The organism is Variovorax sp. RTB1 (assembly GCF_035018765.1).
GTDB lineage: Bacteria > Pseudomonadota > Gammaproteobacteria > Burkholderiales > Burkholderiaceae_C > Variovorax.
In genome coordinates this window covers 29,877-43,486 of the sequence record NZ_JASJXG010000041.1, presented here as the reverse complement: position 1 = coordinate 43,486, position 13,610 = coordinate 29,877, and the positions used below count along the sequence as shown (strand labels likewise).

Here is a 13,610-nt window from a genome sequence, read left to right as displayed (position 1 = left end):
CCCGACATGAACCAACGCAGCTTTGCCAGCGCCGAGTACGCATTGAAGAAGAAGCGAACGCGCCGCGAGAAGTTTCTGGCCGAGATGGAACGCGTCGTGCCCTGGGCCCGCCTGATCGCCGTGATCGAGCCGCTGTACCCCACCCGTGGGCATGTGGGCGTGTGGGCCGTCAGCCGATCGGAGTTGCCCGGATGCTGCGCATGTACTGCCTGCAGTAGTGGTATGGCCTGGCAGACGAGGCGCTGGGGGCAAAGAGCAGCTACGGCGGTACTTGCAGCCAAATGGCGCATTCAGCAGCTGTCCGTTTAGCCTAAAGGGTGGCATCGGCGAGTGCGATGCCTTCGTAGGGACCGATGCAATCGGTCGCACAACTGCGACATCACGATGTGACCTGGTAGTCCGTTCGTGTGAGCGGATTTGTTGGATTTATTTCTTACGGCTCCGCACACCCTAACAAAACGGGAGGCGCAGTTGAAGGGCAACTCGAAAACAATCGATGTTCAGATCGTCCGCGCCGGATCCAAGTTACTGCTCAAAGGCCAAGCACATGTTTGGCGATGATGTTTCGCTGGATCTCGTTGCTGCCGCCGTAGATCGACATCGCCCGGCGCCAAAAGTAATTGGCCGGCGCGCCGCGCACGCTGGCGTTAATACCTGTAAGGTCCCCGTCCCCCTGCATGAGCGCTGGGTCCAGCTGCTGACCCTCAGGCCCCGCCGCCTCGAGAAGCAGTTCTGTGATGCGTTGTCCGATTTCGGTTCCCCGTATCTTGAGCGACGACGCGATGCCCGCGCCCGGCGAGCTGCCGCCGCTGCCCATGCTGGACAGCGCTCGCAGCGTGTTCATCTCGAGCGCCTTGAGTTGCGCCTTGACTGTCGACACCTTCGCGCTGAACAGTGGGTCTTCGATGAGCGGCTTGCCGTGGCACATCACTTCAGACGCGATGCGGTGCAGCCTGCGCATCGCGAAGGTCGAGAAGCCGATGTTCGAGTTCTCGACCCGCTCGTGTTCGAGCAGGAACTTGGCGTAGTTCCAGCCGCGGCCTTCTTCGCCGACGAGGTTCGACTTGGGCACCTGCACGTCGGTCAGAAACACCGCGTTGAAGGAATGCGTTCCTTCCAGCATCGGGATTGGCTGCACCACGACGCCGGGCGACTTCATGTCGATGAGCAGAAAGGAAATGCCGCTTTGCGGGCGAGCTTCGCGGCCGGTGCGCACGAGGCAGAACATCCAGTCGGCGAAGTGCGCATACGAGGTCCAGATCTTCTGGCCGGTCACGACGTAGTGGTCGCCATGGTCCTCCGCACGCGTGGCGAGCGAGGCGAGATCGGAACCCGACTGCGGCTCCGAGTAGCCTTGGCACCACCATACGGTCGAGTCGCGGATGCCGGGCAGGTGCTGCGCTTTCTGGGCCTCGGTGCCGAAGTTGTAGATCACCGGGCCGACCATGCGCGGACCGAAGGGCTGGATGGTCGGGCAGTTCATCTCGCCGCTCACCACCTCGAAGATAAAGCGCTGCGTGGCGCTCCAGCCCGGGCCGCCTTGCGATACGGGCCAGGTGTAGGCGTGCCAGCCCTTCTGCGCCAGGATCTGCTGCCAGCGCATCGAGTCGTCGCGCTGCATGTGGAGGTCGTGTTCCACGCGTTCGGAGATGTCGCGCGGAAGGTTCTCTTCAATGAAGCTGCGCACCTCGTCGGCAAACGCGCGCTCCTCGGGGGAAAAAGCCAGTTCCATGGTGTGTGTCAGTTCGGTTGGGTGCGGGATGCGAGTTCGAAGCGCACGCCGCACACGGTCACGCTGTCGACGTCGGAAGGGAGGGCGCGCGCTTGCGCGGCACGGCGAATGGCATCGGCGTCGCGCACCTGCAACTTCACGGCGGTCAGGCCTTCGCCGCGCCCGTCGGTGGCCTTGACGAAGCGCAGCGTTGCGTTGTCGACGTCGAGCTCCCAGTCGGCCGCCTGTGCGACCGGACGCTGCAGGATGCGGCCCCATTGCCTCGCGAGGGCCGCAGGGTCGGCGCTCTGAAGCACGGCGCCGGCGATGCCTTCGGCGCGCTCGGTCGACACGTGGTCGCGCCAGTGCGGTCCGGCTGGCCAATACGTGCCTTGCTCAAGGTCGGCTCCACCGAGCGTGGTGTTGATCTCCAGCAACGCGCCGCCGGTGTCGCGCGGATGCAGCTGCATGCCTTCGTAGTCGCCGAGCGTGAGCGGCGCAGCGATGCGCACCCCGATCTCCGCGACGTGCGTGCGCCAGCGCGGCAGCTCCTCGCTGTCGAGGATGACCATGTAGCCGCCGTCGCCTTGCCGCCGCTCCAAGTAGCGGCCGGCGGTGGTGCCGTCCCGGGTCGGCGCGACCACTTCGATGAAGCTGGTGCCAAAGGGCATCAGGGCGTTATGCAGGCCGAACTGGCCCACCTCGGGATCGCGATGGCACACCTTGACGCCAAACACGGCGCACAGGTCATCGACCACCGGTTCCAGTTCACGGGCCACCAGACAGATCTGTCGCAGTCGCAGATAGCGTGAGGTTTCGGTCACCTTGTCTCCTTCGTTTTTCAGAGTCTCTATTTGGAATATGATATAACAAACTACACCAGCAAAGAGGTAAAGGCCGGAACAATGACATCGCTCGAGGGACTGCGCGTCCTGGACCTTTCGCGTTTCATCGCAGGACCGTACTGCGCCATGATGCTCGGCGACATGGGCGCCGAGGTGGTCAAGATCGAGCCGCCGGGCGAGGGCGAATACGCCCGTCGCGCGATGCCGGCCGTCGATGGGCAGAGCCTCTACACCTTCATCGTCAATCGCAACAAGAAGAGCCTGGCGATCGACCTGCGCAACCAGAGCGGTCTGGCTGTGTTGAAGGAACTCATTACGAAGGCCGACGTGCTGGTGGAAAACTTCCGCCCCGGCACCATGGAAAAGATGGGCCTCGGCTGGGACGCCATCCACAAGCTCAATCCGCGCTTGGTCATGGCGCGGATCTCGGGCTTCGGGCAGGACGGGCCACTCGCCGAAAAGCAGTGCTTCGACGGTGTCGCGCAAGCGATGAGCGGGCTCATGGACCTCACCGGCCAGATCGATGGCCCGCCGACCATGATCGGCTCGTTCATGTGCGACTACACGACCGGCATGTATGCGGCGCTGGGCATCCTCGCGGCGCTGCATGCGCGGCACGCGAGCGGCAAGGGCCAGATGGTCGACGTGTCGCTGCTCGAGAGCGCCGCCTCGATGCTGATGACTGCCATTCCGCAGCAAATGATGTTCGGCACGACCATGACGCGCGTCGGCAGCCGCGATCGCTTCGTTGCGCCATCCAATACCTTCGCGACCGGCGATGGCCGCCACGTACTCATCGTGGGCGGCGACGACAACATGTTCCCGCGCGTGCTGCGCGCCATGCAACGCCCGACGCTGATCGACGACCCGCGCTTCGCCACGATGGCGAGCCGGCTCGAGCACCGCGATGCGGTCGAAGGCATCGTGGCCGACTGGATGGCCGCCAATGAGGCTGACGACCTGGTCGCGAAGCTCGAGGCCGAGGGCGTGCCGTGCGCCAAGATCGCCCGCATCGACGAAGTGGTCGGGAACGAGCAACTTCACCACCGCAACGGCATCGTCGACATCCCGTTCGCCGGCACGTCTGTGCCGATGCAGGGCGTGACGATCCATCTTTCCGACACGCCGCTCACCATCCGCAAGCCGCTGCCGCGAGTAGGCGAGCACAACGCCGACGTGCTGACCGGCTGGCTCGGCTACGCCGCCGGCCAGGTCGAGACGCTCAAGGCCTGTGGCGCGATCTGATCGCAACAAACACCCAGGAGACACCATTGACAACTGAACTGATCGAACATCTCGAGTCCGGCGTGCTGACGCTGACGCTGAACCGGCCCGAGCGCCTGAACGCGCTCACGGTCCCGATGACGGACGCGCTGCTCGACGCATTGCGCCGCGCAGCCGTCGACACGAAGGTGCGCGCCGTGCTTCTGGCCGGTGCGGGACGCGGCTTCTGTGCGGGCGGTGACGTCAAGGCGATGGCCGACGACGAGGATGCGATCCGCACGCTCGAGTCGCGCACGCTGCAGCTGCGCGAGCACATGGAATGTTCGCGACTGCTGCGCGAGATGCCCAAGCCGACCATCGCGGTCGCGCGCGGTGCGGTGGCCGGCGCAGGCTTGTCGCTTGCGCTGGCGTGCGACCTTCTCATCGCGAGCGACACCGTCAAGCTCACATCGGCCTTCGTCAAGGTCGGCCTCTCGGGCGATTTCGGCAGCACATGGTTCCTGACCCAGCTCCTGGGGCCGCGGGCGCGCGCGTTCGCGTTGCTGTCGCCCGTCGTCAAGGCCGAAGAGGCGATGGCGATGGGACTGGTCACGCGGGTGGTGCCGGATGCGGAACTCGACGCCGAAGGCCTGGCGCTGGCGGTGCGACTCGCGGCGGGTCCCTCGATCACGCTCGGCCACATCAAGGCCAACCTCAACGTGGCCGAGCAGGGCGCCACGCTGGCCGAGGCACTCGACCACGAAGCCATCCGCCACATCCGTTGCGGCATGACCGAAGACCACCTTGAAGCGGCGCACGCCTTCGTCGAGAAGCGCGCACCGAAGTTCGTCAATCGCTGAAGGAATCACCAATGGACAGCCTCTCCCTCAAAGGTAGAACCGCCATCGTCACCGGCTCGTCGCGTGGCATCGGCCGCGCCATCGCCGTCGCCTACGCACGGGCCGGCGCAAACGTTGTCATCACCAGCCGCAAAGCCGACGCCTGCGCGGCCGTCGTCGAGCAGCTGCGCAGCGAGGGGCTCGAAGCGATGGCGGTCGCCTGCAACATCTCGCGCAAGGAAGAGATCGCGTCGCTGGTCGACCAGACCGAGAAGGCCTACGGCCCGGTCGACGTGCTGGTATGCAACGCGGCGGTCAACCCGTACTACGGCCCGCTCTCGGGCATCACCGACGAAGCCTTCAGCAAGGTGATGGACGTCAACATCCGCTCCAACCTCTGGCTGGTGAACCGAGTGGCGCCGGGCATGGTGGAAAAGGGCAAGGGCTCGATCGTCATCATCAGCTCGATCGCCGGCACGACCGGTTCGCGCACGCTTGGCGCCTATGGCATCTCCAAGGCGGCCGACATGTCGCTGGTGCGCAGCCTCGCGCTGGAATGGGGCAAGCAGGGCATTCGCGCCAACTGCATCGCGCCCGGCCTCATCAAGACGGACTTTGCGAAGGCGCTCTGGGACAACCCCGACACGCTGGCAGGCGCACTCAGGTCGAGTCCGCTGAACATGATCGGCGAGCCGGAAGACATTGCGGGCGCGGCGCTGCTGCTCGGCTCCGATGCCGGCCGCTTCATCACGGGCACGACGATCGTGATCGACGGCGGCGCCACCATCGGAGGCGAATGATGAGCTACCAGGACATCACCGTCGCAACGAACGAGCGTGTCTGTACGATCACGCTGAACCGCCCGGACCGGCTCAATGCGTGGACCGCGCGAATGGAAACGGAATTTCGCCAGGCCGTGGAGGCTGCCGAGGGCGACGACGCGGTGCGCGCCATCGTCGTGACGGGCGCCGGACGCGGCTTCTGCGCGGGTGCGGACATGGACATCCTCGAAGCCGGCGCGGCCTCGGGCGGCGAAGGCACGGCCGATGCGAGCGTGCTGAAGCCGACGGCGGAGGGCATCGAGCGCAACTATGCGTGGCGCTTCAGCTATCTGCTGCGCGTGCGCAAGCCCGTGTTCGCGGCCATCAACGGGCCGATCGCCGGCATCGGCCTGTGCATGGCCCTGTTTTGCGATTTCCGCTACATGGCCGAGGGGCAGAAGCTCACCACGGCCTTTGCCAAGCGCGGGCTCATCGCCGAACACGGCGCCTCGTGGATGCTGCCGCGCCTGGTGGGGCTCACGAACGCGCTCGACCTCCTGATGTCGGCGCGCACGCTTGTGACGGACGAGGCGGCGGCGCTCGGCCTCGTCAAGGCGCTGCCGGCCGATGGCTTCCTGGCAGCCGTGGAGCAGACGGCGCGCGAGCTGACCTTCCACGCATCGCCGCGCTCGATCGGCGTCATCAAGCGGCAGGTCTACGATAGCCTGTTCCAGAACCTCGACGAAGCATGGACGTGCGCCGACGAAGAAATGCAGGCGTCGTTCACGAGCGACGATTTTCGCGAAGGCGTGGCGCATTTCCTCGAAAAGCGCACACCGGCGTTCACTGGCCGTTGAGAAACCCTCACAACGCCATACGATATAAACAATAGCAAATCCGGGCTGTGCCACGCAGTCCATCCATGCCATGGACGACACTCCTCTCACCCGCGAAAGCCTGAACGGCCAGGCCTACAACCGCCTGTGCCGCGACCTCAAGGCCGGGCGTTTCGCGCCGGGCGAAAAGCTCAAGCTGCGCGACCTCGCGGCCGAGATGGGCATCAGCCCGACGCCGGTGCGCGAAGCGCTGGCGCGGCTGATCTCGGAGCAGGCGCTGGAGCAGGTGGGCCATCACTCGGTGCGTGTGCCGCTCATGAGCGAGGAGCGGTTCGCCGAAGTCCGTGCGCTGCGTCTGATGCTCGAAGGCCGCGCCGCCGCGCTGGCCGCCGAGCATGCCGAGCCAGCCGACATCCGCCGGCTCGAAGCGATTCATGAGCGCATGGCCGCGCGGCACGACGCGCGCGACACCGCCGGCGAGTTGCTGGAGGCAGAGCGCTTTCACATGGCGGTCTACGCGTTGGCGCGAATGCCCGTGTTGCAGCGCATGGTCGAAGGCCTCTGGCTGCAGTGCGGCCCGCTCATGAGGGCGCTGCAGACGCATCCGCTGGCCCAGCCGAGAAAGCAGCATCCTCACCACCTCGTGCTGCGCGGCCTGCGCAAGCATGACGGCGAGGTGGCACGTCGTGGCGTGGAAGAAGAGATCGAGCGCACCAGCGCGCCGATTCTGGCCTACCTGCGCGAACGCGGCGCAGCCGCGGCGAGCCCGGCGCGCAAGACGGCGCGGGTCGCGGCCTAGCGCCCGTTCCCAGCACGGCGCGGCACGCGCCCCATGCAGCAGGGCGATATACCTGCATGCCCAATATTCATCCGCCCCGGTTGCCGTTGACGGGGCTTGCCGTCATCATCGTGGACACAAGCGGGATGCCGACTGCCAAGGCAAACCCGCACCGGCACGACCGATACGGAGACAAGCCAGGATGATCGATTATCGCCACGGCCACAGGCCGCTGCACGACTACCTGCGCCATCACGCGCGCGAGACGCCCGACAAGACGGCTGTGGTCTGGTACGGCCGGCGCATCAGCTACGCCGAGCTCGACGACCTGAGCGACCGCTTCGCGCAAAGCCTGCGCGAGCGCGGCATCGGGCAGGGCGATGTGGTAGCCCTGTTTCTCGAGAACTGTCCGCACTACCTCATCGCGCATTTCGGCGCACAGAAGCTCGGCGCGATCGTCAGCCCGTGCAATCCGCATGCGCAGACCTATGAGCTCGAGCACCAGCTGGCCGATCTCGACGCGCGGGCGATCGTCGCAGGCGAGGAGCTGCTCAAGGTGGTACTCGCATCACGGGCGAGGGCCACCATCGACCATGTGTACGCGGTGCGCTCCGGCGACATGCTGCCCGGGGTGCTGGCGATCGACGTGCCGAGTTCGATGCGGCTGCCGCACGAGTCGGCGCCGCCATTGCCGGCGGGCGTCATCGACTTCACCGAGGCGCTGGCGCAAGCCGGCGACTTCCAGCCCCCTGAAACCATCGCCATGGACGACGTGGCCCTGATGGCCTATACCTCGGGCAGCACGGGCCTTCCCAAGGGCGCGATGATCAGCTACGACTGCGCGCTCTACAAGACCGCGATCAGTGCCGACGGCTTTCGCCTCGGAGCCGACGACGTCATGTTGGCCGACGTCGCCTTGTTCCATATCTCGGGGATGATGACCGGGCTCGCGCTGCCGATCTACTGCGGCGCGACCGTGGTGCTGCTGCAGCGTTTCGATGCCACAGCGGTTCTGCAGGCCATCGAGAGCTGCAAGGTGACATGGTGGTATTCGATGGCGCCCTCGCTGCCGTCGGCCATGGCTGCCGATGGTGCGGCCACCTACGATCTTTCATCCCTCAAGACGACGGTCGGCACCAGCTTCGGCGTCCGCCTGACCGAGAAGCTGGCCGGTCAGTGGAGCCGCTTCGCCAACGGCTGCCTGGTGTATGAAGCCGGCTACGGTCTCAGCGAAACGCACACCTGCGACACGCTCATGCCGGCCGACGCGATCAAGTGGGGCACCAATGGCAAGCCGGTGCCGGGGGTCGAGGTCCGCATCGTCGATCCGGCCACCGGAATCGACACACTCGCGGGCGTGCGCGGCGAGATCCTCCTGCGCAGCCCTGTCGCCTACAAGGGGTACTGGCTGCGGCCCGAGGCGACGCAAGCCCTCTTCGTCGATGGCTGGGTGCGCACCGGCGACGTCGGCGTTCTGGACGACGAGGGCTACCTCACGTTCCTCGGCCGCACAAAAGAAATGATCAAGGTGTGGAGCTACAGCGTCTTTCCGGAAGAGGTCGAGGCCATCCTCGCGACGCACCCGGACGTGCGCCAGGCCGCCGTGGTCGGTCTGCCCGACCCCGACCGGGGCGAGTCGCTGCAGGCCTACGTGGTGTTGAAGTCGGAGGCGGCGGCCCGACTGCACTTCGACCGCGCCGGTCAGGTGAGGGACCGCTCCGACCAGAAGATCATCGAGTGGTGCGTGAAGAACATGTCGCACTACAAGGTGCCGCGCACAGTGATCTTCCGCAGCGGCCTGCCGGCTTCAGAAAGCGGCAAGCTCCTGCGCCGCATGCTGCACGACCCGGTGGCTTCGCTGCCGTCGCTGTCGGCCTACTGATCGGCCGACCGAGTCGCGCTACGCGCTCAACGCGTGCTGGCTGCCACCGGTGCGCGGTAGTTCGCAAGCTCGTGCTTGGCGATCGCGTTGCGGTGCACCTCGTCCGGGCCGTCGGCCACGCGCAGATGTCGGGCATAGGCATAGAACGAGACGAGCAGGGTGTCCTGGCTCAGGCCCATGGCACCGAAGGCCTGCATCGCGTCGTCGATCACCTGCACACAGTTGTTCGGTGCCAGCACCTTGATCATCGCGATCTCCTTGGCCGCGACCTTGTTGCCGACCGTGTCCATGCGCCAGGCGGTGTGCAGCACCATCCATCGGGTCTGGTCGATGAGCATACGGGCCTTGGCGATGCGCTCGCGCCAGACGCCTTGTTCCGACAGCGGCTTATGGAAAGCGACGCGCGACACGACGCGCTGGCACATCAACTCAAGCGCAGCCTCGGTCATGCCGATCATGCGCATGCAGTGGTGGATGCGTCCGGGGCCGAGGCGGCCTTGCGCGATCTCGAAGCCGCGGCCTTCGCCCAGCAGGATGCTCGATGCCGGCACGCGCACGTTGTCGAAGCGCACTTCCGGGTGGCCGTACGGCGGGTCGTACACGCCCATGAGCGCCATGTCGCGCACCACCGTCACGCCGGGGGTGTCGCGCGGTATGACGATCATCGATTGCTGGCGATGGCGGTCGGCGTTGTCCGGGTCGGTCTTGCCCATCAGGATGAACACCTTGCAGCGCTCGTTCATCGCGCCGGTGATGTACCACTTGCGGCCGTTGATGACGTGGTCGTCGCCGTCACGCTGGATGGCGCACTCGATGTTGGTCGCGTCGGAAGAAGCCACGGCGGGTTCGGTCATCGCGAACGACGAGCGGATCTCGCCTGCGAGCAGTGGCTTGAGCCAGCGTTCCTGATGCTCCGGCGTGCCGTAACGCTCGAACACCTCCATGTTGCCGGTGTCGGGTGCGCTGCAGTTGAAGACCTCGGCGCTCCACAGGCGGCGTCCCATGATTTCGCAGAGCGGCGCGTATTCGAGGTTGGAAAGGCCGTCGGGCACATGCGTTGATTTCGGCAGGAACATGTTCCAGAGGCCCGCAGCGCGCGCCTTGTCCTTGAGGCCCTGCATCATCGGCAACGTGGTGTAGCTGCCGCCGCCTTCGGCATCGCGTGCCGACTTCTTCGCCTCGCGTTCGTGTTGCTCTTCGTTCGGGTAGATGTGCTCGTCCATGAAGGCGAGGAGACGCTTGCGCAGGTCGTGGACCTTGGGGGTGAATTCGAATTCCATGGGTGGTTTCGTGCTTTAGTCGAAGGGGTCGCGGACGATCAGTCCCAAGATAAGAGGCCGAGCGAGACGGCGACCAGCGCCGGCTTCTCCTGGCCCTCGATCTCGACGGAGTTTTCGGTTTTCACCAGCGTCCAGCCGTCGTCGCGCTGGTCGGCCGCAAGCAGCCTGATGTGGTTGCGCACGCGCGAGCCTGCGGGCACCGGCGACATGAAGCGCAGCTTGTCGAGGCCGTAATTGACCGACTTGGTGGCCTTGAGGCCGCCCAGCAGTTCGTAGGAACTGATCGGCAGCAGGGACAGGGTGAGGAAGCCGTGCGCGATGGGCGCGTGGAACGGACTTTCGCGCTTGGCGCGCTCGGCGTCGATGTGGATCCACTGGCGGTCTTCGGTGCACTCGGCGAAGGCATCGATGCGCGACTGCGGCACCTCGATCCACGACGACGTGCCGATCGGTTGGCCGACGGATTGCTGCAGGTTGTCTCGGGTCAGCATGGGCATGGCAATGAGGCGAAAAGTGACGATGCGGCAATGGTGCCTCGCCTCGTCGGCGTCCGACGCGCGTGGGCATGAAGCCTTTTCATCGGCCGCATGCGGGTTGTTGATGCGCTCGCACGGCGGCTGGCCGAACATGACCCGGCATTCACACTGAAAGGACACCCTTGACCGCGCGCTACGACGTACAGGACGGCATTGCCGTCGTCACCATGGACACCCCGCCCGTCAACAGCCTGGGCATTGCGAATCGGCGCTTCATCGCGGAATCGATCGTCCGCGCCAGCGACGACCCGGCGGTCAGGGCGATCGTGCTCACCGGCCACGGCCGAGCGTTTTGCGGCGGCGCCGACATCCGCGAATTCAACCTGCCGGAAGCCACCATGGCACCGGACCTGATCGACGTGATCAACATGGTCGAACGCTGCGACAAGCCCGTCGTCGCCGCGATCCATAGCATCGTGATGGGTGGCGGGCTCGAGCTCGCGATGGGGTGCCACTACCGCGCGGTTCAGCGCGGAACGATGGTGTCGTTGCCCGAAGTGCGCATCGGCATCCTGCCCGGTGCGAGCGGCACGCAGCGGCTGCCGCGGCTGCTGGGTCTGGAGATGGCGCTCAACATGATCGTCACCGGCGACACCGTGATGAGCGAAGTGCTCGCGGCGTTGCCCGGGCAGAAGCTGTTCGACAGGTTCGTGGAGCGCGACGTAGTCGCTTAGGCCGTGACCTTCGCGCGTGGCATCGCCGAACGCAGGCCACTGCCACGCGTGCGCGACCTTCGCGTCGAGCATCCGGACCCGGAGGCGTACTTGCAGTTCGCACGCAACATGGTGGCGGCGAGTTCGAAGAACTATCCGGCACCGCTGCGCTGCCTGGACTGCGTGGCGCAGTCGACGCGCATGGGCTTCGACGCTGCGCTCGCCTATGAACGCCAAGCCGTGACCGAACTGGTGTGGACGAAAGAGAGCGCGGCGCTGCGCCATGCATTCTTCGCGAAGCGCGCCGCCAGCAAGATCCCCGATGTCCCCGAAGACACCCCCAGGCGCGAGATCAAGCCGGTCGGTGTCATCGGTGCCGGCACCATGGGCGGCGGCATCTCGATGAACTTCTTGAACGCGGGCGTGCCGGTCAAGATCCTCGAAATGAAGCGGGACGCACTCGACCGCGGCATCGCCACCATCAAGAAGAACTACGAATCGCAGGTCAAGAAGGGCAAGCTCAAGCAAGACAAGTACGACCAGCGCATGGCGATGCTCAGCACCACCTTGAGCTACGACGACCTGAAAGACTGCGACCTCATCATCGAAGCCGTGTTCGAAGAACTCGGCGTGAAAGAGGCGGTGTTCAAGGAACTCGATCGCGTCGCCAAGCCTGGCGCCATTCTCGCGTCGAACACTTCCACGCTCGACGTCGACAAGATCGCAGCCTTCACCAAGCGCCCGCAGGACGTGGTCGGCATGCACTTCTTCAGCCCGGCCAACGTGATGAAGCTGCTCGAAGTCGTGCGCGGCAAGGACACTGCCAAAGACGTACTCGCTACGGTGATGGGCGTCGCCAAGAAGATCAAGAAGACCGCAGTGGTGTCCGGCGTCTGCGACGGCTTCATCGGCAACCGCATGATCGAGCAGTACAGCCGCCAGGCCGGCTTCCTGATCGACGAAGGCGCGACGCCGCAACAGGTCGACAAGGCGGTCGAGAAGTTCGGCTTTGCCATGGGCCCGTTCCGCATGGGCGATCTGGCCGGCAACGACATCGGCTGGGCGATCCGCAAGCGCCGCGCCACCGAGCGGGCCGACATGAAGTACAGCCGCACGGCCGACAAGCTGTGCGAGCTCGGCCGCTTCGGCCAGAAGACCGGGGCAGGGTGGTACGACTACCAGGCCGGCAAGCGCGATGCCATTCCGAGCAAGCTCGTGCTGGACATGATCGAGCAACACCGCAAGGACGAAGGCATCACACCTCGCAAGATCTCGGACGACGAGATCGTGCAGCGCCTGGTTTATGCGCTGGTGAATGAAGGTGCGCACATTCTCGAGGACGGCATCGCCAGCAAGTCCGGTGACATCGACATGGTCTACCTCACAGGCTATGGCTTCCCGATCTTCCGCGGTGGCCCGATGCACTACGCCGGCCAGGTCGGCCTGTTCAACGTGTCGGAATCGATGAAGCGTTTTGCCAAGAACCCGCTCGACGACGCGAGCTTCTGGCAGCCGGCGCCGTTGATCCAGAAGCTAGTGTCTGAAGGCAAGAGCTTCGACTAACGGGCGCTGGCCGGCGCGTTCGCCAGGCTGATCGTCAGCCCGGCGATCGCGATCGCGTCACCGTCGACAGTCGCGCCACTGGCGATCGCGCGGTCGCGCACGGCGCCCGCATCGTCCAGCGCGAGCGTGATGCGGCCGATTCCGCCCGCGCGCTCATCGGCGAAAACGAACTGCACGCTGAGGCGGTCGAGCACCAGACGCGGAACGCCGGTTGCGTGACGCTCGACGGACACCTGGAAGATCTGTGCCCAGTGCGCTGCCGCGCGTTCGGGCGCACGCGTGTGCAGGACGACGCCTGTGATGCCGGACGAAGAGGGCAGGTCGCCGCCGATGGGCGCCGCTTCGGCATCCCATTGCAATGCGCACGCGCCAGTTTCGGCAGCGACGACGCGGACCGGCGGCACGGGGTCCAGCTCCGACTCGTCCTGCGAATCGAATCCGAGCTGCGTAAGCAAGGTGCGCTGGCGTCGCAGGTCGCTGCATCGCCAGTGCAGCGTTGCCAGATGGTTCGACGACAGCGTGGGCAGGATCTCGGCGGATTGCCGCTCGAACGCGAGCCAGTGCGCGCCGAGGCGAAAGCGAGCGATGTCCTGCGTGTCCGCCGCTTCGGACGACGCGCGCTCCAGCCCCAGGACTTGACGGGCGAAACCGACGGCCGCAGCAAGATCCGGAACTGCCAGTCGAACCCCCTGGAAGGCAGACCTGTCGAGGGCTGGCCACATG

At 65.6% G+C, this 13,610-nt stretch carries 11 protein-coding genes and 2 pseudogenes; 8 read left to right on the top strand and 5 right to left on the bottom strand.

Annotation, left to right across the window (positions count from 1 at the left end; genetic code table 11):
• Positions 1-6 precede the first annotated feature (6 nt).
• Positions 7-215, top strand: a pseudogene (locus QN397_RS20685) (IS5/IS1182 family transposase); the annotation flags it as partial.
• Between the two features lie 317 nt (positions 216-532).
• On the opposite strand, the gene QN397_RS20680 reads toward QN397_RS20685, so the two are convergent.
• Together QN397_RS20680 and QN397_RS20675 are read right to left on the bottom strand one after the other, a co-directional pair.
• Complete coding sequence (locus QN397_RS20680; RefSeq protein WP_323501799.1) at positions 533-1,732, bottom strand: acyl-CoA dehydrogenase family protein; 1,200 nt, start codon at positions 1,730-1,732, stop codon at positions 533-535.
• 8 nt (positions 1,733-1,740) lie between these two features.
• Positions 1,741-2,535, bottom strand: a complete 795-nt coding sequence (locus QN397_RS20675) for a VOC family protein (RefSeq protein WP_323499097.1) — start codon at positions 2,533-2,535, stop codon at positions 1,741-1,743.
• An 81-nt stretch (positions 2,536-2,616) separates the two neighbouring features.
• Between QN397_RS20675 and QN397_RS20670 the strand changes: the two genes are divergently transcribed.
• The 6 genes from QN397_RS20670 to QN397_RS20645 all read left to right on the top strand — a co-directional run bounded on the left by QN397_RS20670 (position 2,617) and on the right by QN397_RS20645 (position 8,855).
• Positions 2,617-3,801, top strand: a complete 1,185-nt coding sequence (locus QN397_RS20670) for a CoA transferase (RefSeq protein WP_323501798.1) — start codon at positions 2,617-2,619, stop codon at positions 3,799-3,801.
• A gap of 26 nt (positions 3,802-3,827) precedes the next feature.
• Complete coding sequence (locus QN397_RS20665) at positions 3,828-4,619, top strand: enoyl-CoA hydratase (protein ID WP_323501797.1); 792 nt, start codon at positions 3,828-3,830, stop codon at positions 4,617-4,619.
• 11 nt (positions 4,620-4,630) lie between these two features.
• A complete protein-coding gene (locus QN397_RS20660) occupies positions 4,631-5,398 on the top strand; it encodes an SDR family NAD(P)-dependent oxidoreductase (protein WP_323501796.1) in 768 nt (255 codons plus the stop codon).
• Positions 5,398-6,216 carry an enoyl-CoA hydratase gene (locus tag QN397_RS20655; protein ID WP_323501795.1) on the top strand — a complete coding sequence of 273 codons (819 nt, stop codon included), beginning with the start codon at positions 5,398-5,400 and terminating at the stop codon, positions 6,214-6,216. The genes QN397_RS20660 and QN397_RS20655 overlap by 1 nt, the downstream gene beginning before the upstream one ends.
• A 70-nt stretch (positions 6,217-6,286) precedes the next feature.
• Complete coding sequence (locus QN397_RS20650) at positions 6,287-6,994, top strand: GntR family transcriptional regulator (protein WP_323501794.1); 708 nt, start codon at positions 6,287-6,289, stop codon at positions 6,992-6,994.
• Positions 6,995-7,175: 181 nt separating this feature from the next.
• Positions 7,176-8,855, top strand: coding sequence for an AMP-binding protein (locus QN397_RS20645; protein WP_323501793.1), 1,680 nt, complete (start codon positions 7,176-7,178; stop codon positions 8,853-8,855).
• Positions 8,856-8,881: 26 nt separating this feature from the next.
• On the opposite strand, the gene QN397_RS20640 is transcribed toward QN397_RS20645, so the two are convergent.
• Positions 8,882-10,135 carry an acyl-CoA dehydrogenase family protein gene (locus QN397_RS20640; RefSeq protein ID WP_323501792.1) on the bottom strand — a complete coding sequence of 418 codons (1,254 nt, stop codon included), beginning with the start codon at positions 10,133-10,135 and terminating at the stop codon, positions 8,882-8,884.
• Positions 10,136-10,173: 38 nt separating this feature from the next.
• A complete protein-coding gene (locus QN397_RS20635; protein WP_323501791.1) occupies positions 10,174-10,764 on the bottom strand; it encodes a MaoC family dehydratase in 591 nt (196 codons plus the stop codon).
• Between the two features lie 29 nt (positions 10,765-10,793).
• Here QN397_RS20635 and QN397_RS20630 point away from each other — a divergent pair.
• Positions 10,794-12,887: pseudogene (locus tag QN397_RS20630) on the top strand (3-hydroxyacyl-CoA dehydrogenase NAD-binding domain-containing protein).
• Here QN397_RS20630 and QN397_RS20625 read toward each other — a convergent pair.
• Positions 12,884-13,609 (bottom strand): hypothetical protein, encoded by a 726-nt coding sequence (locus tag QN397_RS20625; RefSeq protein ID WP_323501790.1) that lies wholly within the window; start codon positions 13,607-13,609, stop codon positions 12,884-12,886. The pseudogene QN397_RS20630 and the gene QN397_RS20625 sit on opposite strands and share 4 nt — an antisense overlap.
• Position 13,610: the final 1 nt, after the last annotated feature.